This window comes from Nostoc sp. PCC 7524 (assembly GCF_000316645.1).
Lineage (GTDB): Bacteria > Cyanobacteriota > Cyanobacteriia > Cyanobacteriales > Nostocaceae > Trichormus.
Map to the genome: position 1 here is coordinate 2,268,591 of NC_019684.1, position 21,427 is coordinate 2,290,017.

Sequence of the window (21,427 nt, forward strand, 5' to 3'; positions counted from 1 at the left end):
AGTGGTGGAAGTGTGGCTATTTACTGGTAGTTATGCTGGTGAAATATCGTGAGACTTATCAGCAGATCAATAAGAAATCGACTAATCCATCATTATGGACTAAAATTGGCACCTTTTACTAGACCAATGTCTTTTAGCTGCCTTTATCGCTCAAATTTCAGGATTTTACTACCAAAGATAGAAGCAATGTCAAGCAATAAGCCTTATTATAGATTTTTGCGTTAAAAAAACCGTCAATTATGTTTATGCCAAGCCACAATAATAATGGATATTTTGAGCCAACATTGGTGCAGTAATTGCAGTTTACTCCAAGTTTCTCAATCGACAACTTCAGACTCGTTGCAGTTCCTTTCCAGATTGATGGAGTTGGTTTTTTGCCTAACCTCTGCCAGCAAGTCGTGAGAATCTAAAGTGAACATAGAACAATTTATCCAACGAGCAGAAGCATTACACAAACAGCTAGCAGATTTATATCAAACTGCCAGTGTGTTACCTTGGATTCCACCGGATTTGTTACCCCAAGCGTTTAAAGAACTCTATAGCAATTCCAAAATGGTGCAGTTAGCAGCAGAAGAACTGTATCAACAAAATGAGGAACTTTTACAAACTAGGAATCTGTTAGAAGCGGAACGCCTACATTACTATGAATTATTTGAGTTGGCACCAGATGGCTATTTGGTAACTGATTTAGAAGGGATGATTCTAGAAGCTAACCTTGCCGCAGCTAAGTTGCTCAATGCTCCCAAGCATGACTTAGTAGGCAAATCGATGCTGAACTTTATCCGCATTGAAGAAAGAGAAGGCTTTAGGGGTGAACTCAACCAATTATTTGAGTCTGACAGGGTGAGAGAGTTAGTGTTACATCTACAGCAACATCATGGTGAATCATTTGATGCAGCTTTGAAGGTGGCTGTAGTTCGTAATCAACATGGTAAGACAACCTCTTTACGTTGGTTACTGCGTCATATCAATCAACACCAGCAACAAGACTTAGGATTAGTCAATAATGATGAATTCCTCAGTCAAGAGCGCCCCATTTCTATATATGCTAAAGGTGAAAACATTCCTCTACACCCCTTAGTAATTTGGTATGTTCGCCAAGGGTTAGTCAAACTCAGTACCTTTTCTGAGACAGGGGAAGAAGTTCTGATAGGGTTAGTAACATCCAAAATGGTGTTTGGCTCTGGTATGACATCTCTACCTATTTACCAAGCTACAGCCCTCTCAGATGTAGAACTCGTATCAATTAATGCCAGTGAAATAGCAGTAACTCCCATCCTGAGCCATATTCTATTACCAAAAATCAATCAGAGGTTAAAGCAAACTGAATCTTTGTTAGTAATTTTTGGTAGACGAAGAGTGGAAGAACGCCTGCATAATCTATTGCAACTCTTGAAACAAGAAGTTGGTGAACCAGTAGCAGAAGGAATTCGCTTACGTGTTCGCTTCACTCATGAAGATATTGCTAGTGCTTGTGGTACTACGAGAGTCACCATCACACGACTGATGGGCAAATTACAACAACAAGGGTTAATTAGTTTTGACTCGAAAAAACACATGATACTGAGGGAGTAGGGAGTAGGGAGTGGAGAGTGGGGGGGCAGAGGGGCAGGGGAGAAATTTTCTTTCCCAGTCCCCAATCCCCAGTCCCCAATCCCCAATCCCCAATCCCCAATCCCTTACCTCACGATGTAGGGAAAGTCAATTGCTGTTACACGTCCTGCATTGACTAATGCTTGATAAACTATTGCTATTACCTCTGCGCGTGTAGCATCGCGGGTAGGGTTAAGTAGTTTGATGTTCGGGTAGTTAACGATAATCCTCTTTTCTACGGCTTTCGCTACTTGCCCTTTACCATAGTCAGGAATCTTGGCGTAATCATCAAAAATTCTAATGGTGTTAGCAACATTAGTAGACAAGCCCAACCCTAGTCCGTTGACTAAGGCAACTATCACTTGCACACGCTGAATATTATCATTAGGTTTGAAAGTTCCATCGGGATAACCAGCAAGGAATAGACCTTGATATGCCTGTAAGATAACTTTGAATGCCCAAAATTTGTCAGGTACATCTTTAAATCTGATCACTGCGCGATTGGGTGGTGGGTTGAATGCTTTGACTAATAACGCGGCATATTGTGCGCGTGTCATTGTAGCATCAGGTTTAAATGTTTGGTCTGGAAAACCATTAACTATTCCCTGTTTGACTAATTCTCTAATAAACGGTGCTGCCCAATGATTAGCAATATCCTTTAATTCTAGAGGGCTAGGTGTGGGTGTTGGTATCGGCGTTGGTGTCGGTGCTGGTATCGGTGTTGGTATCGGTGTTGGTATCGGTGTTGGTATCGGTGTTGGTATCGGTGTCGGTGTTGGTGTTGGTATCGGCGTTGGCGTTGCTATCGGTGTCGGTGTCGGTGTCGGTATAGGTGTTGGTGTTGGTGTCGGGGTTGGGGTTGCTATCGGTGTCGGTGTCGGTATAGGTGTTGGTATCGGGGTTGGGGTTGCTATCGGTGTCGGTGTCGGTATAGGTGTTGGTGTCGGTGTTGGTGTTGGTGTCGAAATTTGACTATCTAGAAACTCTACATTGCCTGAGACTTTGGTTTTATCGATTTGATTACCTACTGACACCAGCTTATTAGAACTAACATTCTGCACATCAAATTTACCGTTATTGCGTAGGATGTTGTTTCCTGGGTTGTTGGTATTACCAATATCTGGTAGGGCATTAACAATAATTGTTAAACCATCATCAGTATTGTTTTCTATAAGATTCTTACGCAGAATAGGACGAGAATTACCAGAGATGACTATCCCAGAACGGTTTTCGTAAATTTTGTTATCTACAAGTGTGGGTGCTGCTGTGTCGCTAACGGCGATACCAAAACCTGTTTTAAAACAGATGTTACCTTGAACTTGACCTTGGGAATTTTTAGCGATCGCAATTCCATTAGCTGCATTCTCTGTAAATACATTACCAAGAATCACTGGGTTAGCGTCACCTGTAGCAAATACACCCTCACGCTGACAATTAATCAAGGTGCAATTAGCAATTGTGGGAGTAGTTGATTCTGCCCAGACACCACTGCCACGACTAGCAGGATTTGTTACAGTTACGCCTCTGAGTTCTGCGCTATCTAACATTACAAAAGTAACGTTTTGCCGAGCAAAAGTACGGCTGAGGTAAGTACCACTGCCTACAATTAAAATACTGCTACCTTTGCTAGCTTCGTTACCCACCACTTTGACACTAAAGGGAATCGTCAGGGGAAAAACTTCACCGCTATCAGCATTGTAAGTGCCATCTGCTAGTTGAATGATGGTATTGGGTGAGGATACTTTCAGGGCTTGAGTAATTGTTTTGAAGGGTGATTGTTGGCTACCGGGGTTGGTATCGTTGCCTATAACTGGATTTACGTAAAGATTTTGAGTCATATTTATACTGCCCAAATATACATAGCCATACTAACGCTAACGGTGAAAACTGCTAGCGATCGCTAACATTTGCAACAATGACTACCAAATTTACAGAGGATATTCCAGAAAATGTTGTAGAGATGTTGCAATGCCACGTCTCTAATCACTACGCATTGCAACGTCCCCAGTGATTCGCTAGGCTATTGATAATCTCAATCATCCTGTTCTTCTCAGGTGTGCTATGGATTTTGAAAATAAAGCCACTGCCCCAACAGCTACAGACAATAGGGAATTTATCCAACCTGTTACAGTCCGCAAACCCTTAGAATTGTTGCGTGATACGGAAGCGTTAATCCGTCGTCCTACTGTGGCGACATTGAAACCAATTTTACCTCCCAAGTTGAGCGATCGCTTGCAAGTAGCCTCAAAAGTGGCAGATCAATCCTTGCAGGAACTCTCACAAATTGACTTAGAGCAAATTAGCGACTGGGAACTCAAACCGGCTAGGATTCGTGTAGGTTTAAGCTTTGTGGGTTTTGGGGCGTTAATGATCCTTGTGTTGTTACTGTATTTAAACACATTGCACCCAGACCTCAATACAATTGAGCAAATCCGTCAATATTGGTATCAATATGTGTGGTGTGTCAGCTTGGGAGTGGCGGGAATGTTTCTCTTAGGGCGAGAAGCTATGCGTCCTACTTCTAAATTACAAAAATTCAGAAGATAATAACTTGAATATTCAACTATTGCCAATAATTTATAGGTTTTAAATTTGCATGAAGCATAAAGATTTTATTTTTCCAGCAGGGTCAAAGATTTCTCTATTAAAAAATTATGACCCAGCTTACCTAGATGGTTATCATGATAAAGCTGAGTCAGCGAAAAAATTACAAGCGAATATTCAAAAACTAGCACAATATCAAGATGTGCTTTATGCCCAAAATACCTACGCCTTGCTGATTATCTTTCAAGCAATGGATGCTGCTGGCAAAGATAGCACTATTAAACACGTTATGTCTGGGGTGAATCCCCAAGGTTTTCAGGTATTTAGTTTTAAAGCCCCCAGTGCCGAAGAATTAGATCATGACTATCTGTGGCGGACAATGAAGGCTTTGCCAGAACGGGGGCGTATTGGCATATTCAACCGTTCATACTATGAAGAAGTCTTAATAGTACGGGTGCATCCAGAAATTTTTCATCAGCAACAATTACCCCATCGTCTCCCAGATAATCAGATATGGAAACAACGTTTCCAAGAAATAAATAATTTTGAAAAATATTTAGTTAATAATGGGATTGTAGTTCTGAAATTTTTTCTGAATGTTTCTAAGTCAGAACAAAAAAAACGTTTTTTAAAAAGAATTGAATCCCCCGAAAAACATTGGAAGTTTTCTGTAAATGATGTCCGTGAAAGAGCTTTTTGGGATGATTATATGGCAGCTTATGAGGAAGTTTTCCATCACACTAGCACTGAATGGGTCCCTTGGTATATTATCCCTGCCGATCACAAATGGTTTACACGCTTGGTTGTGGCTGATATTATCTGCTCCAAGCTACAAGAACTAAATTTGCAATACCCGACAGTTAGTGAAGCACATAAGCAAGAACTTTTGCAAGCAAAGTATATTTTAGAACGCGAGTAGTAGCTGCTGTTTTGCCCAAGTTTTCATCCAAATGATGTTAGGATAAATATTCAACCAAAGGAAAGATTAATATACTCTATAGGAATATTTATCACTAATATCTCAGTTGCTAAATCAATAACATTTTTTATCTAAAATAGATATACACACAATGCACAAATGATGTAAAAATGAGTCTATCTAAGGGCTGAGAACAAACTTAGCTAAATAAGCTTTAATCTTTAGAGTCTTCACTATTTCGACCAAATTTTTTGATAAGTTTAAAGTGGAGTCATAACATTTATTGTTGTAACTCTCAATTCCTTGATCAAAAACGAAGGAACGAGCTATGGATACTGCTGTCAAATATGATATTGAGTTTATCAAGGATGAAGCACGTCAACTCGTCTCTAAGGGGGTAGTTAACCGTCAACAGCCAATTTATACTCTCTGTAAATACGTTTCTGAGCGTGAATGGCCCTTGTTTGAGTTGGAATTAGAAAAAAACGAATTTTTGCTCAGAGATAGAATTATTGACTTGTTGAGTCATGAACGATGGGAAGAAGACTGAATATCTTATTTACTCTTGATCCCCATCAATGCCATTCTTGATAAATTACAATTCAAAATTTATAACAACATGAAAACCCTCGAACTAATTCGAGGGTTTGAGTAATAAGTAAAATTCATGTGTAGAATATGCTAATTCATGATTTTACATACTGTCATGAGCATAAGCGATCGCGCTATGCTGGCACATCTTGAAATTCTGTCCATTCAAAGTATTCAACTGTCTTACTAGGTTCTTTTGGCTCAAAGCCGCCAGAGAGTTTTCCAACAATGATCTCAACTAAGGAACCAGGATTTTGCATACTGAAAACAGGCATATCTTGCCAACAGTGGCGGCAAAACCAGTGAACTTCTGAATGACGGATATGTGGTAATAGTAGACCAGAACAACATGGGCAGGTAATCATAATTTTATACCCTCTTTTAAAAGAGTTATTGATGGAAAAACAAAGCAATTAAATCAAAAAGACTATTTAATAACGAAAAACTATTTCTATCTTGAGAATAATGAGAGAATATGAGGATTGTGTGAGTAAAATCATAATTAGCAATACTTTGTGATTTTTCTCAATAAATCCTAAAGTATTTGCTCATAATATATTTAAGAAATACGTCTGGAAAGGTAGTAGTGCTACGCCTAGGAAACACAGAGGAGAGGTGACAGGTGACAGGTGACAGGTGACAGTGACTGTTACTATTTAGTGTTCTAATAGACATCTCCAGCTAGGTTTTATCCCACTGACGCATCCTACATTCTGAATATTTTTGTTCTGGAAGTCCTATATCCTCACAAGATCCTCAAAATATCTTCCTATAAACATAGGTGTGAAGCTTAGAAGTAGTTGATGTAACTACACTTTCTTAAGTAACTATTTATGTGATTAGGAAGATCAGACATGGTAAACACACTGCTAAATCTACCAACAGCTGATTCAGTTTCCAAAGAAGAAGCTTTAGTTTTACATTTTAGCCAAGTCGGCATTGCAGATATCCCCTACGTAGGGGGAAAAAATGCTTCCCTAGGAGAAATGATTCAGCAGCTACGACGCAAAGGTGTGAAAGTTCCTACTGGATTTGCCACGACTGCTTATGCTTATAGATATTTTATTTCTGCCGCAGGATTAGAAAAACAATTAAGAGAGATTTTTGCAGATTTAGATGTCGAGGATGTCAACAATCTACGTCAGTGTGGTAAGCAAGCTAGATTGTTGATGCTGCAAACTCCATTTCCGCAAGACTTACAGGATGCGATCGCCCAAGCTTACGAAAGACTATGCCACGAGTATGGTGCAGATACCGATGTAGCTGTACGTTCTAGCGCCACCGCCGAAGACTTACCCGATGCTAGCTTTGCGGGACAACAAGAAACTTATTTAAATGTCCACGGTTTGCAAGCAGTTCTGGAATCTTGCCATAAGTGTTTTGCTTCTATTTTTACAGACAGAGCCATTTCTTACCGCCAAATCAAAGGCTTCGACCACTTTAATATTGCCCTGTCAGTCGGCGTACAAAAAATGGTACGTTCTGATTTGGCTAACTCTGGGGTGATGTTCTCCATTGACACAGAGACAGGTTTTAAAGATGCAGCTTTGATTACCGCCGCCTATGGTTTAGGTGAGAACGTTGTCCAAGGTGCAGTTAACCCCGATGAATATTTAGTCTTTAAACCCACTCTGCAACAGGGATATCGTTCCATTATTCAAAAACGCCTCGGTACGAAAGAAATTAAAATGGTCTATGACCTAGGCGGCTCAAAATTAACTAAAAATGTTTCCGTTGCACCATCAGAACGCAATGTGTTTGCCCTCAACGATGACGAGATTTTACAACTAGCGAACTGGGCTTGCATCATTGAAGAACACTATTCCCAAGTGCGTGGTGTCTATACACCAATGGATATTGAATGGGCTAAAGATGGCTTGACCAATGAATTATTTATTGTGCAAGCCCGTCCAGAAACAGTACAATCCCAGAAGACGAAAAACGTATTACGCAACTATCGTCTACAAGGGAAACCAGAGGAACAACCAAAACCCTCGGTGATTGGTCGTAGTGTTGGGGAAATGATTGGACAAGGTAAAGCTAGAGTAATTCTTGATGTCCATCAAATTGGTCAGTTTCAAGCCGGGGAAGTGTTGGTTACTAACCGCACTGATCCTGATTGGGAACCAATTATGAAACGCGCCAGTGCCATTGTCACCAACTCCGGTGGTAGAACTTGTCACGCGGCAATTATCGCCAGAGAAATGGGGATTCCGGCGATCGTTGGTTGTGGTAACGCCACGACAATTATCAAAACTGGGCAAGAAATCACAGTTAGCTGTGCTGAAGGTGAAACAGGTAAAGTTTATCCTGGGTTATTACCTTACGAAGTCCAAGAAATCCCCTTAGAAAAATTGCCCCGCACCCACACCCAAATTATGATGAATTTGGGTAATCCCGAAGAAGCATTTGGTTTAACTAACATTCCTAACGATGGCGTGGGATTGGCGCGGATGGAATTTATCATCAACAACCACATCAAAGCGCACCCCTTAGCATTGATTCATTTTGATGAGTTAGAAGACGAACTAGCGAAATATAAAATCGCTGAGTTAACTGCCCAATACGCAGACAAAACCCAATTCTTCGTTGATCAACTCGCCCAAGGTATTGCTACCATCGCCGCCGCCTTTTATCCCAAACCTGTGATTGTGCGTCTCTCAGACTTCAAGAGTAACGAATACGCTAACTTGTTGGGTGGTAGACAGTTTGAACCCCAAGAAGAAAACCCGATGATTGGCTGGCGTGGTGCTTCTCGCTATTATGATCCTCGTTACCGTGAAGGTTTTGCCCTAGAGTGTCAAGCCATGAAGCGGGTACGGGATGAGATGGGTTTAACTAACGTCATCTTAATGGTTCCCTTCTGTCGCACCCCTAACGAAGGACGACGGGTGTTAGCCGAGATGGAAAAACACGGTTTGCTGCGGGGAGAAAACGGCTTACAAGTCTACGTCATGTGCGAGTTACCCAGTAACGTGCAGTTAGCAGACGAATTTGCTCAAGTCTTTGATGGCTTCTCGATTGGTTCTAATGACCTGACACAATTGACACTGGGATTAGACAGAGATTCGGAATTAGTTGCCCATTTATTTGACGAACGGGACGAAGCCGTCAAGCGAATGATAGCGAAAGCGATCGCTACTGTCAAACAATACGGACGCAAAATTGGTATCTGCGGACAAGCACCCAGCGATTACCCAGAATTTGCACGGTTCTTAGTAGAACTAGGCATTGATTCTATTAGTCTTAATCCTGATTCTGTCCTGAAGACAATGTTAGAAATTGCCGCCGCCGAAGAGGGTAATTCGTAATCAACCTAACCCCCAACCCCTTCCCTAGCAGGGAAGGGGAGCAAGAATTAAAGCCTCTCTCTTTTGAGGTGAAATGAAGGAGAGGAGTTGAAAAATCAGGTACAAACTGCATTAACTATTGCCTATTGCCTATTAAGTAATACCATTTCACGAAAAGTCTGATACAGATATAAACCCTGAAAGCTTTGCTGCATCTAAGTTTTTTAATTGCGAATTGTGAATTGGTATAAGTCGGTGGGAAAAAACACAACTATGTTAAGAAAAATAAACTAGGCTCAAACCCTCTTCCCTCCTGCCTCCTGCCTCCTGCCTCCTGCCTTGCCATAGCGATAATTTTTAACACTGAGCTACTTACCTATTACCTATTACCTCATAACTAAGGACTTTTAACTATGTTTAAAAAAATTCTAGTCGCACTTAATAATAATGAAATTGGTCAACAAATTTTTGAACACGCCCTCACTTTAGCAACAGCCAGCAATGCCGAATTGTTGTTGTTACACGTTATCTCACCTTTTGATGATGATTATCTCAACGCTTCCGCAATGGAAACATACAGTGTATATGACACTCCTCATGCTCATAATGTGGAATATTATGTGAGTCAATGGGAAAGTTTAAAACAAGAAGGAATTGAGTTTTTAACTCTGCTAAATAATCAAGCGATCGCTAAGGGGTTAACATCTGATTTTACCCAAGAATTGGGTGAACCAAGCCGCATTATTTGTGAAGTAGCCCGTAGTTCTAAGGCTGATTTAATTGTTTTAGGTCGTCGGGGACTCAGTGGATTAAGTGAATTTTTCTTGGGTAGTGTCAGCAATTATGTATTACATCATGCACCCTGTTCTGTGTTGACAGTCCAAGGTGTCACGCCTGTAACTAATGATAATCTCGTCACCGCATCAGCAGCGTGAAATTGTAGAGATGTTGCATTTTGGAGACGTTGCACTGCAACGTCTCCACACAACCATGAATGCCATCAAACAATAAAAAATAGGAACCCTATATGTCATTCACTAACTTACAGCAACCATATTTAACCGCAGATTTATCAGATCCTCAAACTTTGCTGGCTACTTTGCGACAACTACGTGCATCAGTCTACGCAGAAGGACAAGACATTTTTCAACAATGGCGATCGCGTATTCACAGGCCAGCTTTTGTGGAAAGTAGTCTGAACCTAGCTTACTACTTAGCTTTGCGACGACATGATTTAAGACCCCTACAAGCTGCTTTAATGCCTTGGGGTTTGTCTTCCTTGGGACGCATTGAAGCTAGAGTGATGCCTAATTTAGATGCAGTGATTGCCACTTTAGCAGCAGTTTGTCATGAGCAATCTGAAAATCATCCACCTTTAGAAGCATTTTTTGAAGGCGATCGCTTACTCAAACAACACACTGAGGAAATGTTTGGCAAAACCTTAAATCACCGTCGGGTAAGAATCATGGTGACATTGCCAACGGAAGCTGCCAGTAATTACGAATTTGTCCGGGATCTCATTCATTGCGGCACAGATTGTGTAAGAATTAACTGCGCCCACGATACTCCGAAAGAATGGTTAGGAATGATTCATCATGTACGCCTAGCACAAGCAGAAATGAATCGTCCTTGCAAAGTCTTGATGGATTTAAGTGGACCGAAAATCCGCATTCAAGGTGCGATCGCCCCCCAAGCGAAACAACGCATCTATCGCGGTGAATCTTTACTATTAACCCGTGATTTACCAACTACTATTGGTTCAACTTGTTTCCAGGCGAACTGCACCTTACCAGAAATATTAGATCGCCTAGAAGTAGGCACTACCGTCTGGATTGACGATGGCCATATTGGGGCAGTTGTCGAAGCGATCGCCCCGGAAGGTGTATGGTTACGAATTACCCATACTCGCCCCAAAGGGGAAAAACTGCGTCCCGATAAAGGTATTAACTTTCCTTACACAGATTTGAATCTCAGTCCCTTAACTGATAAAGATAAACAAGATTTAGACTTTATTGCTGCTCATGCCGATAATATTGATATTATCGGCTATTCTTTTGTGCAGAAGCCGGAAGATATCGAGATTTTACAACGGGAGTTAGAGGCTAGATTACCAAACAATGCCTCTACACCTGCGATCGTTGCCAAGATAGAAACACCCCTAGCTGTCACTAACCTCCCAGAATTGATCGTACAGGCAGCAGGTAAACAACCCTTCGGCATTATGATTGCTAGAGGAGATTTAGCCGTTGAAATTGGCTACCAACGTCTAGCAGAAATTCAAGAAGAAATTCTTTGGCTGTGTGAAGCTGCTCATGTCCCAGTCATTTGGGCAACCCAAGTATTAGAAAACCTCGTAAAAAATGGTATGCCATCACGAGCAGAAATGACAGATGCCGCAATGGCAGAACGGGCGGAGTGTGTGATGTTAAATAAAGGAGCGTATATCGTGGATGCAGTACAAATTTTAGATGATGTCCTCACAAGAATGCAGGCACATCAGGTAAAGAAAACCCCACAATTACGCGCTTTGCATTCCTGGTAAATATTTATGATTGAAGAAGGCAGGAGGCAGGAGGCAGAGGGCAGAAGGTTTTGTTTAGAAGGGGATTCCGACCCCTCCTAAACAAGAGCCACCAAATTGAAAATTTGGTGGGGGTCTTAAACCCTTGCTCCCTACCCTGCGGGAACCCCTTCGGGGAATGGTCGGGGCAGAGGACAGAGGCCAGTATTCCTTCTGCCTCCTGCCCTCTGCCCTCTGCCTTTCTTGATAAAAAAGAGTGGGAGAAAGCATATCAATCGCTTTCATCTCCCACTCTGCCATTTGCCACTGTAGTGTTCAGGAACTTGTATAGAATTTGCCATTTTAGTTAGGGGGGCTAATAATATATCAATGACAAAATCTATACAAAGTTATACCTGTTGTGGCAAATGCCAAGTTTAATTATTTAAATAGCCATTGGATAATTCATAAATTTCATTACTAAATTATGTTTGAGCAAAAGATGCGGTAACTTGGTAGCCCTGACAACCACATCTTTCAAGTCGTTTATCTTCTATATAATTTAGCTGAACAAATTTTACTGAGGTTGCCATTTTGGCAGATTTTTAAATTAGTAAGTAACTTCCAGAGAAAAATATTCCAAATGTAGGGTGCGTCAGTATGAATAATTGCTCGCTCGGTGTAGTTAGGTTTTCTGACACTGACGCACCCTACTAAACTAGAGACTTCCCACACTGAATGTTAAACTTGTGTAATTAAAGACGGTATGAGGAGTCAAGTGATGAAGCGTATACCTCATTTAGTTGCAGCTTTAGCAACAAGTTCAATCTTGAGTTTAGCCATTAGCACTCGACCAGCCCAAGCTCAAGTGGCATATGGTAGCTATGTAGGTATTGGGCCGACAGTTGGCATGACTGAAGGTATCCAAATTGGTGGGGTGTTGGCTGTTCGCTACAAACTTTTAGAAGCACCAATTTCTTTCCGCGCTCAAGCTTTAGTGGGACAGAATACAGCCGTTGTGCCTACAGTTTCCTACGATTTGCCTCTTAATTGGCAAACGGATGCTTACTTAGGCGCTGGTTTGGTATTAACTGGTGGTGATAGTGCTTCGCCTGTGGGTGACAAAATCAGTTTTGCTTTACAACCCGGTGTTGATTACGCCGTTCCTAATAGTAATACTGTACTTTTTGGTAACGCCATCATCGCTTTTGATGCCTACCGTAATGGCGGCGGTGCGGCTGTCTCTGTCCAAGGTGGTGTAGGTTTACGATTTTAAGTTCTTAATTAAAGCTTGAGAGTCATATCTAAACTAGATTATGAGATGATAATCGTTATCAATATCATAAAAGTTTTGAATATGACAGTTCAAGATGCTCAGGTAAGAACCGACATATTACTACAACGTCCGCGTCGTTTGCGGCGTACAAGTGCTTTACGGCGCATGGTGCAGGAGACAACACTGACAGTTAACGATTTGATTTATCCATTGTTCGTGATGGAGGGAGAGGAGCAAAAAGTTGAAATTGCTTCTATGCCGGGGTGTTATCGCTATTCTCTAGATTTATTACTCCAAGAAATACAGCAGGCTTTTGATTTGGGAATTAATGCGATCGCTCTTTTCCCTGTCATATCAGAACAGTTAAAAGATGACACTGGCACAGAAAGCTATAACCCAGAAGGACTGGTGCAGCGTACTGTCAAAGCCATTAAACAAGCAGTTCCAGAAATTGTAGTAATTACAGATGTTGCCCTTGATCCCTTCACTACTCACGGTCATGATGGTTTAGTGGATGACAAGGGTACTATTTTGAATGATCCCACAGTAGAAGTGCTGGTAAAAATGGCACTTTCCCAAGCAGCAGCCGGGGCTGATTTGGTTGCACCTTCCGACATGATGGATGGTAGAGTCGGGGCAATTCGTCGGGCTTTGGATGCGGCTGGCTATTATGATGTGGGGATTCTGGCATATTCTGCTAAGTATGCTTCTGCTTATTATGGCCCCTTCCGCGATGCTTTAGATTCTGCTCCTAAATTTGGGGATAAAAAGACTTATCAAATGGATGCAGCTAACGCTAGAGAAGCAATTAAAGAAGTGGCATTAGATATTGCTGAAGGTGCAGATATCGTGATGGTGAAACCTGCTCTAGCTTACCTTGACATTATTCAGCAAATACGTAAATATACAGAATTACCTGTAGCTGCTTATAATGTGAGTGGTGAGTATGCCATGATTAAAGCCGCAGCACAGCATGGTTGGATTGATGAGAAAAAGATTATTTTGGAAAGTTTAACCAGTATGAAACGTGCTGGTGCTGATTTGATTTTGACCTATTTTGCTAAGGAAGTAGCGTTGATGTTGGCTTGAGGTGATTTTGAGGGTGGAGGTTTTCTACCCTCGGTATTTTTTTTAACGCGGAGGAGCGCGGAGGTAAACGCGGAGGAACGCGGAGTTTTGATGAGGATGTGGGTGGAGGTATAATTATTGTTCTACACTTCTGCGAGGTAGGGATGACTACTAGCCATTTTCTGGACGTTACTTCTCATACTCTATTTGTCTGTAAAACTTGTGCTAGCGTTTGGCAAGATGGTAAGCGGGTTGGTGAAAGTGGTGGTGAACAACTTTTACATCAGTTGCAGGAATTAGCGCAAAGTTGGGAATTAAAAGATGAGTTTCCGATTCAAGCTGTTGAATGTATGAGTGCTTGCAATCGTTCCTGTGTTGTGGCGTTTGCTGGTGAAGGTAAATTGACATACCTGTTTGGTGATTTAACTGTAGATGAGTGTGCCTCTGCTGTTTTGGAATGTGCTAGTAAATACTATGCTAAATCTGATGGGTTACTGCCTTGGTCTGAACGTCCTGAACCTCTGAAAAAAGGTATTTTGGCGCGGATTCCTGCTTTATCTATTGGCAAGGGGAGTGGGGAATAGGGAGTGGGAGTGGGGGGAGATGGGGGAGTGGGGGAAGATGGGGGAGATGGGGGAGAATAATTGTTGAAAAATGGGGAAGGTAGTAATTAGAAATACTTCTTATCCTTACTGCCCATTCCCCATTCCCTACTCCCAGCCTCAGTTACTATCTTTGACTGTAACTCGGTATAATTCATGATGCGTGTTTTAATTCTGGGTGGAACTGGGGATGCGGCAGCACTGGCGGCTAGAGTTGCTACTATTCCAGGGATTGAAGCGATCGCATCTTTAGCCGGGCGCACTCGTGATCCTTCTCTCCCGGTTGGTAATGTGCGGGTTGGTGGCTTTGGTGGTGCGGCTGGGCTGGCTGAGTATTTGCGTCAGATGCAAGTTGATGTCCTCATTGATGCGACTCATCCCTTTGCTGATCAGATTACCTGGAATGCGGCGACGGCTGCACAGGAGGTAGGGATACCTAGGTTAATGTTAATTCGCAGCCCTTGGCAGCAGGTAGCAGACGATCGCTGGATTGAAGTTGATAGTCATGTCGCAGCTGCAAATGTATTAGAAAACAAAGCAAAACGGGTATTTTTAACGGTTGGTAGGCAAGAATTAGCGGCTTTTGCCGATCTTAAAGATATTTGGTTTTTGATGCGGATGATTGATCCGCCGGGGGCTGATGCTTTAGTACCACCGGGGGTGATATTGTGCGATCGCGGCCCCTTTTCTCTGGAGAATGAACGGGAAATCTTCATTCAACACCACATTGATGCGATCGTCAGTAAAAATAGCGGTGGAAATGCCACCTACGCCAAGATTGTGGCGGCGCGAGAGTTGGGTGTGCCAGTGGTGATGATTCAACGTCCTCCCACACCACCAGGAGAACAAGTTGCAGACGTTGAAGGTGCAGTGACTTGGCTACTGGATCGGCTATACAGCCAAAATAGTTGAAACTATTAATATAAAAGTGTTGACACTCCTGGGAAAGATGCCACATGGTGACACAGCAACCACGAACCAACCAAACTCCTCCTTTAGAAAGTGGCGATCGCTTATCACGCCACGAATTTGAACGGCGTTATGCAGCTAGTTGCGATGTGAAAAAAGCAGAATTAATTGAAGGAGTAGTTTACGTGGCATCACCTCTACGTTTTCAACGTCATGCCGAACCACACGGACAATTAGTAATTTGGTTAGGAAATTATCAAATATCTACACCAGGAGTAAAATTAGGTATTGAACCAACAATACTTTTAGACCAAGACAATGAACCGCAACCAGATGGAGTATTGTTGATTGAGCAAAATTTAGGGGGACAGTCACGCCTCACAGCAGATGATTATATTGAAGGCGCACCAGAGTTAGTTGCAGAAGTTGCTGCTAGTAGTGCAGCTTATGATTTACACGACAAAAAAAAGGCTTACCGACGCAACGGAGTTCAAGAATATATTGTTTGGCAGATTTTAGAAAATAAATTAGATTGGTTTCGGTTAATTGAGAGTGAGTATATACCTTTACAACCAGATGCCGATGGTATTATACGCAGTCAGGTAATGCCAGGGTTATGGCTAGCAGTTCCAGCTTTGTTAACAGGGGATATGATGCAGGTTTTAGCTGTGTTGCAATTGGGTTTAAATTCATCAGAACATACAGAGTTTGTAAACAGCTTGTCACAGCCAACATAAGTTAATTAATTACAGAATAACTGTTATTCAAAAAACCACATCTTCGTAAAGTTCAGTCATTGTTTCCTGAAAATTAATACTGTTGAGTTGAAATGATTTATCTTGCAATGTATAAGTTTGCAAGACCCATAAGCCTTGCTCATTGCGTCTAAAACATTCAACTCGCTGACGTTTTGTGTTAACTAAAACGTATTCTTGTAGGGTAGCAATTTCTTGATAATCGGCGAATTTATCACCCCGATCAAAAGCTTCAGTAGAGTCAGATAAAACTTCCACAATTAAGCAGGGAAATCTCTTATAAACAGATGTTTCCTGATCTCTTTCGTCGCAAGTTACCATAACATCGGGATAGTAGTACCGATTCAGCGACTCAATTCGCACTTTCATGGCAAGAATATAAACACGACAACCAGAACGGCTTACATGGTTACGCAACAGTGCGCCCAGGTTTCCGGCAATGGTGACATGGGAATCAATCGACCTATCTATTTCATATATATAGCCATCGATGTATTCATGTTTGATAGGGCTGGTTTCCTCCATTTGCAGGTATTCTTCCGGGGTAAAATCTTTGCGCTGGCGTGACAATATTTCACTTTGATTATTCATCATTATTCTTTTATTACTAACCATTGTGTGACAGGAGCCATTGCCCGCCAACCTAAAAATTTCCCAATAGGTTCAGCGCGTTGAATAGCAATGCGGGTGAAACTCCCACCGACTTTTTCATACCATTGAAATAAGGTTTGCTCACCTTCGATTGTGACAACGTTCGCAACTAAACGTCCGCCTGGGCGTAGTGCTTGCCAACAAATATCAAATAAACCTGCGGCTGTAACTCCACCACCAATAAAGATAGCGTCTGGTGTGGATAAGTCCTTCAGGGCTAATGGTGCTTTTCCCGCGATGATGTTTAAATTGGGAGTACCCAAAGCGGCGGCATTATCAGCAATATATTGCAGTCTAGTAGAATTTTGTTCAATCGCGATCGCCTGACATCGGGGATGGGTTCGCATCCATTCTATAGATATGGAACCACAACCAGCCCCTACATCCCAAAGTAATTGTCCTGGCGTGGGTGCAAGGCTGGAGAGAGTAACCGCCCTGACTTCTCTTTTAGTTAGCTGTCCATCATGGTGATAAGCTTCGTCTGGTAATCCTGGTAATCTGGATAAAGCTATTACCCCAGCATCAGCAATACAATGAACTGCGATCGCATTTAAATCTGCAATATCTGTCTCTTGCCAAGTTGCAGCCGTCCCTGTAACTATCCTTTCATGAACACCACCCATCCGTTCCAACACAGTGATTTGACTATTACCAAAACCTCGCTGTGTGAGGATTTCAGCCACAATCATCGGCGTATTTTTCCCAGCACTCAAAATTAATAACCGCGCACCGGGATAAAGATAAGATTGCAGCAAAGCTGGGGGACGACCGCATAAACTTAAGGTTTCCACCTCAGTTAAAGACCATCCTAATTTAGCGCCAGCGAGACTAAAAGCTGACGGTGCGGGTATAATCGTCATCTCCGACATGGGAATCCGCCGCGTCAGAGTAGCGCCAACACCGTAGCACATGGGATCACCACTAGCTAACACACACACCGATTTACCCCGACGCTGGATAATTGCTTCTATAGAACTACTAATAGGGGAAGACCAAGATATTTTCTCCCGTTGGTCATCGGTTGGTAACATTGCCAAATGGCGATCGCCTCCCACAATTATCTCAGCTTGAGCGACCAGAGAACAAGCGATCGCGCTTAATCCCTCCAAACCGTCCTCACCAACACCCACAACAGCCAGCCATTTCCCTATCATAAACTTTTCTTAGCGTCCCTCTGCGTTGCCAACTTTTCCAAAACTTAATACGACCACATCATAATTTCCTGATGAGTATCCAGATTTGTGTGAAATCATATCAATTAGACCTACTTAAGTGGTAGAGGAGTTATAGATAATGCACATTCAAAACCTTGTCCATCACATATGCAAAACAGTATTTTTTACTTCCCTACCCCTAACCCTTGTAGCTGTTATGCCCACCGCAGCACAAGCAGCCAGCTTCAGCCGAATCTACGCTTTTGGTGATAGTCTGACCGATACGGGGAATTCATTGGCCATCACCCAGCAGGTAAACGCGATTAATAACGCCATACCAATCATTCCTCCTAGTACAGTTGGTTACTTTGATGGACGATTTGCTAACGGCCCTATCTGGTTAGATCAACTAGCATCTAAATTAGGACTAACATTACCCCCAGTATCTGCAATTGCAGGTGGGGATAGTCCTACAGGTATTAACTTTGCTGTGAATAGTGCCACCACTGGCAATCAAAACACATTTCCTATTCCTGGCTTACCTGGTTTAGTAGGATTACAACAACAAATTGCTCAATTTACACAAGCAAATCCCATTGCTGATTCTGATGCACTTTATATAGTATGGGCTGGGGCAAACGATTACATTGGTCGTGTAACTACAGATCCCAGCCAACCAGTTGCTAATTTAGTCGGTGCAGTTGACCAACTTTATAATGTTGGTGCGCGCAATTTCTTGGTTGTTAATTTGCCATTTCTCGGTGATACACCACTTGCTAATAGTCAAGGCCCTGTAGTTTCTGGGGGGTTGAATCAATTAAGCATGGGGCATAATTTCTTGTTTTCCCAGGCTTTTGGACAACCTAATCCTAACCAGCCTGGAATTAACCTCAAAACTTTGGATGTAGGTTCTCTGTTTCAAGAAGCCATTCTGACACCATCAAAGTTTAATTTGACCAATGTCACAGATTCTTGCTTAGTCAATTCTCCTTTGTTTCATCCACCCTCACCATCTAACCCCATATCTATCTGTAGCAATCCAGACGAGTATCTATTTTGGGATGATATTCATCCTACCAGGGCTGCACACAGATTCATTGGAGACCTAGCTTATAAAACATTAGTTCCTGAGCCTTCACTGATATTATCTCAGCTAGCGGTGGGTGCTGTTTTAGGCTCCATAGCAGTTCGCAAGGGAAAACAGAAAAAAGCATTGCACAAAACTAGGACGAATTGAAACAAGCCGGGGAAGATATGAAAAATATGAAGTCTTCAATTCGTTGACTATGTTCTCGTGCTAAATTACTAAAACTTGAGGTTGGGAAACTCTGGTGAGATTCCGGGACTGTGCCGCAGCTGTAATAAAAACTCAAAAGAGTTTTTGAGTCAGAATGCCAACTTCAAGCGTTCGCCGTCTAATCCCTGCGTTGCACGGGGAAGGAGTTTGAGGTTTGTTGTCCGGTTCTACCCCTTGTCCTGGTTTATTCTATGCCACACCTGCCCAAGACGGCATCCTGTCGCGGATCAGAATACCAGGTGGAATAATTAATAGTAAACAATGTCAGGCGATCGCAGATATCGCTGATAAATATGGTGGTGGCTATGTTGATGTCACTAACCGCGCTAACCTGCAAATCAGAGAAATTCGCCAGGGGATAGATGCAGAAGTCTTGCAACAACTCCAGGATTTAGGAGTGGGTTCTAGCAACACTGGTGTAGACCAAATCCGCAATATTATGACTAGCCCCACGGCTGGTATTGACCCCCAAGAAATAATTGATACCCGTCCCTTCGTCCAAAACTGGGACAAATACATTAATGAACATTCCGCCCTATCTGAACTTTCACCAAAATTCAGCGTGTGTTTTGATGGTGGTGGTTTAGTTTCAGTGAGCGATCGCCCCAACGATATCATATTAGCAGCCACTGCCATAGATACTAAAACCTACTTCCGCCTCTATCTCAGCGCAGGGGTGAAAGGTCAACCCCCCACCGACACCGGAATTATCTTACCTCCCGAACACTCCCTAAAAGTTCTAGCCGCCTTAACCGATATTTATTTAACGTACTCCCATGCGATTAAAACTAATACTCAACGCCAACCAAGATTCAGACAAATAATTAATCACCTGGGTTTAGATGATTATCTCCAACAAGTCGAGCAGCGATTATCATTTTCCTTGGAGAGAAAAGACCTAACCCCCCTACCCCCTTCCCTACCAGGGAAGGAGAAAGAGGAAAGTTACTCCCCTTTGCTTGTAGGGGAGAGGTCAAACACCCAATATCATCACATCGGCATCCATCCTCAACGCCAACCAGGGCTATATTACATCGGAGTAGTTTTACCCCTAGGTCGCTTAGAAACTCAGCAAATACGCGGTTTAGCCGACTTGTCAGAAAAATACGGTAATGGCACACTCCGGCTAACCCCTTGGCAGAATGTACTATTAACAGACATTCCCCAACACAGACTTACTGATGTTCAACAAGAAATTACTGATTTAAAATTAGATTTCTCACCAACTAACATTAAAAGTGCCTTGGTAGCTTGTTCTGGTAATCAGGGGTGTGCATCGGCAGCGACAGATACCAAAACTCATGCCCTGGCATTAGCAGACTATCTTGCATCTCGTGTCACCCTAGAACATCCTCTAAATATCCACTTGAGCGGTTGTGATAAATCCTGCGCCCAGCATGGTAAAAGTGATATTGCTTTACTGGGTGTAAGTGGCGATCGCTATCAAGTATATGTAGGAGATGGTGACAGTCATCAAAAATTCGGTCGTGAACTCTATCGTGATGTGAGTTTTACCGACTTGCCTGCACTCATAGAGCAGATGTTAAATGAGTACAAAAGCCAACGCTTAAATCCCACCGAGTCTTTCGCAGAATTTAGCAACCGCTACACACCCCCAGAACTCAAACAGTTATTCTCTCGTTCCAACTCCATGCCCGACTACATCCGCGATGCCAATGAAATCTACCGTCATTCCTTTGCAATTATTCGCTCAGAAGCTAATCTAGATATACTTCCATCAGATGTAGCAAAAGTAGCAGTACGTCTAATTCATGCCTGTGGAATGACGGATATAGTTACAGACTTAGGATATTCAGCAACGGCAGTAGAGGCGGGAAGAACAGCACTAGCGGCCGGCGCACCGATTTTGTGTGATTGCCGCATGGTAGCTGACGGAGTGACAAGGAAACGTTTATCTGCCAATAACCAAGTTATCTGCACCCTCAACGAGCCAGAAGTCCCAGAACTAGCGCAAAAGTTGGGTAATACTAGGTCAGCGGCGGCATTGGAATTATGGAAACCTTACCTAGAAGGGGCAGTTGTCGCCATTGGGAACGCACCCACAGCATTATTTAGATTATTGGAAATGCTAGACGAGGGATGCCCCAAACCTGCGGTGATTTTAGGTTTTCCCGTGGGATTTGTGGGTGCAGCCGAATCAAAAGCAGCATTGGCAGCAGATAGCCGCAATGTACCATTTTTAACTTTACATGGTCGGCGTGGTGGCAGTGCGATCGCCGCCGCCGCCGTTAACGCCCTGGCAACGGAGGAAGAATAA

At 42.6% G+C, this 21,427-nt stretch carries 18 protein-coding genes, 1 pseudogene and 1 riboswitch; of the genes and pseudogenes, 15 read left to right on the top strand and 4 right to left on the bottom strand.

The features are described 5' to 3' along the window. Window positions 1-411: 411 nt before the first annotated feature. Window positions 412-1,575: a helix-turn-helix domain-containing protein gene (locus NOS7524_RS08945; RefSeq protein WP_015138158.1), complete on the top strand. Its 1,164-nt coding sequence runs from the start codon at window positions 412-414 to the stop codon at window positions 1,573-1,575. Between the two features lie 104 nt (window positions 1,576-1,679). Here the strand turns inward: NOS7524_RS08945 and NOS7524_RS08950 are convergent, their stop codons facing one another. Beyond that, window positions 1,680-3,431: a DUF1565 domain-containing protein gene (locus NOS7524_RS08950; RefSeq protein WP_015138159.1), complete on the bottom strand. Its 1,752-nt coding sequence runs from the start codon at window positions 3,429-3,431 to the stop codon at window positions 1,680-1,682. A 223-nt stretch (window positions 3,432-3,654) separates the two neighbouring features. Between NOS7524_RS08950 and NOS7524_RS08955 the strand changes: the two genes are divergently transcribed. The 3 genes from NOS7524_RS08955 (at window position 3,655) to NOS7524_RS08965 (ending at window position 5,606) form a co-directional block, all read left to right on the top strand. Further along, window positions 3,655-4,140 carry a hypothetical protein gene (locus NOS7524_RS08955; protein ID WP_015138160.1) on the top strand — a complete coding sequence of 162 codons (486 nt, stop codon included), beginning with the start codon at window positions 3,655-3,657 and terminating at the stop codon, window positions 4,138-4,140. 49 nt (window positions 4,141-4,189) lie between these two features. After that, the gene (locus NOS7524_RS08960; protein ID WP_015138161.1) at window positions 4,190-5,056 is read left to right on the top strand and encodes a polyphosphate kinase 2 family protein; all 867 of its coding nucleotides are present in this window, start codon (window positions 4,190-4,192) and stop codon (window positions 5,054-5,056) included. Between the two features lie 328 nt (window positions 5,057-5,384). Beyond that, complete coding sequence (locus NOS7524_RS08965; protein WP_015138162.1) at window positions 5,385-5,606, top strand: DUF4327 family protein; 222 nt, start codon at window positions 5,385-5,387, stop codon at window positions 5,604-5,606. 175 nt (window positions 5,607-5,781) lie between these two features. Here NOS7524_RS08965 and NOS7524_RS08970 read toward each other — a convergent pair whose 3' ends face one another. Further along, the gene (locus tag NOS7524_RS08970; RefSeq protein WP_015138163.1) at window positions 5,782-6,012 is read right to left on the bottom strand and encodes a hypothetical protein; all 231 of its coding nucleotides are present in this window, start codon (window positions 6,010-6,012) and stop codon (window positions 5,782-5,784) included. Between the two features lie 489 nt (window positions 6,013-6,501). Between NOS7524_RS08970 and ppsA the strand changes: the two genes are divergently transcribed. From ppsA to NOS7524_RS09015, 8 genes are all read left to right on the top strand, one after another. Continuing rightward, entirely contained in the window at window positions 6,502-8,958 is a 2,457-nt protein-coding gene (ppsA, locus tag NOS7524_RS08975; RefSeq protein ID WP_015138164.1) for a phosphoenolpyruvate synthase, read from the top strand. 392 nt (window positions 8,959-9,350) lie between these two features. Further along, window positions 9,351-9,872, top strand: a complete 522-nt coding sequence (locus NOS7524_RS08980) for a universal stress protein (protein ID WP_015138165.1) — start codon at window positions 9,351-9,353, stop codon at window positions 9,870-9,872. A 92-nt stretch (window positions 9,873-9,964) separates the two neighbouring features. After that, a complete protein-coding gene (locus NOS7524_RS08985) occupies window positions 9,965-11,479 on the top strand; it encodes a pyruvate kinase (protein ID WP_015138166.1) in 1,515 nt (504 codons plus the stop codon). Window positions 11,480-12,218: 739 nt separating this feature from the next. Beyond that, window positions 12,219-12,713 (top strand): hypothetical protein, encoded by a 495-nt coding sequence (locus NOS7524_RS08995; RefSeq protein ID WP_015138167.1) that lies wholly within the window; start codon window positions 12,219-12,221, stop codon window positions 12,711-12,713. 81 nt (window positions 12,714-12,794) lie between these two features. Further along, window positions 12,795-13,802, top strand: a complete 1,008-nt coding sequence (hemB, locus tag NOS7524_RS09000) for a porphobilinogen synthase (protein WP_015138168.1) — start codon at window positions 12,795-12,797, stop codon at window positions 13,800-13,802. A 143-nt stretch (window positions 13,803-13,945) separates the two neighbouring features. Next, window positions 13,946-14,365 carry a DUF1636 domain-containing protein gene (locus NOS7524_RS09005; protein WP_015138169.1) on the top strand — a complete coding sequence of 140 codons (420 nt, stop codon included), beginning with the start codon at window positions 13,946-13,948 and terminating at the stop codon, window positions 14,363-14,365. 177 nt (window positions 14,366-14,542) lie between these two features. Then, entirely contained in the window at window positions 14,543-15,295 is a 753-nt protein-coding gene (locus tag NOS7524_RS09010) for a cobalt-precorrin-6A reductase (protein WP_041555641.1), read from the top strand. Between the two features lie 44 nt (window positions 15,296-15,339). Further along, window positions 15,340-16,029: a Uma2 family endonuclease gene (locus tag NOS7524_RS09015; protein ID WP_015138171.1), complete on the top strand. Its 690-nt coding sequence runs from the start codon at window positions 15,340-15,342 to the stop codon at window positions 16,027-16,029. Between the two features lie 27 nt (window positions 16,030-16,056). Here the strand turns inward: NOS7524_RS09015 and NOS7524_RS09020 are convergent, their stop codons facing one another. Together NOS7524_RS09020 and NOS7524_RS09025 are read right to left on the bottom strand one after the other, a co-directional pair. Then, window positions 16,057-16,641 carry a Uma2 family endonuclease gene (locus NOS7524_RS09020; RefSeq protein WP_015138172.1) on the bottom strand — a complete coding sequence of 195 codons (585 nt, stop codon included), beginning with the start codon at window positions 16,639-16,641 and terminating at the stop codon, window positions 16,057-16,059. Then, a complete protein-coding gene (locus NOS7524_RS09025; protein ID WP_015138173.1) occupies window positions 16,641-17,852 on the bottom strand; it encodes a bifunctional cobalt-precorrin-7 (C(5))-methyltransferase/cobalt-precorrin-6B (C(15))-methyltransferase in 1,212 nt (403 codons plus the stop codon). Before NOS7524_RS09025 ends, NOS7524_RS09020 begins: the two co-directional genes overlap by 1 nt. Before the next feature lie 217 nt (window positions 17,853-18,069). Between NOS7524_RS09025 and NOS7524_RS09030 the strand changes: the two genes are divergently transcribed. The 3 genes and pseudogenes from NOS7524_RS09030 (at window position 18,070) to NOS7524_RS30590 (ending at window position 21,427) form a co-directional block, all read left to right on the top strand. Beyond that, window positions 18,070-19,089 (top strand): SGNH/GDSL hydrolase family protein, encoded by a 1,020-nt coding sequence (locus NOS7524_RS09030; RefSeq protein ID WP_051039188.1) that lies wholly within the window; start codon window positions 18,070-18,072, stop codon window positions 19,087-19,089. Window positions 19,090-19,150: 61 nt separating this feature from the next. Further along, window positions 19,151-19,269: riboswitch (cobalamin riboswitch) on the top strand. A 37-nt stretch (window positions 19,270-19,306) separates the two neighbouring features. Next, a pseudogene (gene cobG, locus NOS7524_RS30585) lies at window positions 19,307-20,569 on the top strand (precorrin-3B synthase); the annotation flags it as partial. A gap of 231 nt (window positions 20,570-20,800) precedes the next feature. Beyond that, complete coding sequence (locus tag NOS7524_RS30590; RefSeq protein WP_235622441.1) at window positions 20,801-21,427, top strand: precorrin-8X methylmutase; 627 nt, start codon at window positions 20,801-20,803, stop codon at window positions 21,425-21,427.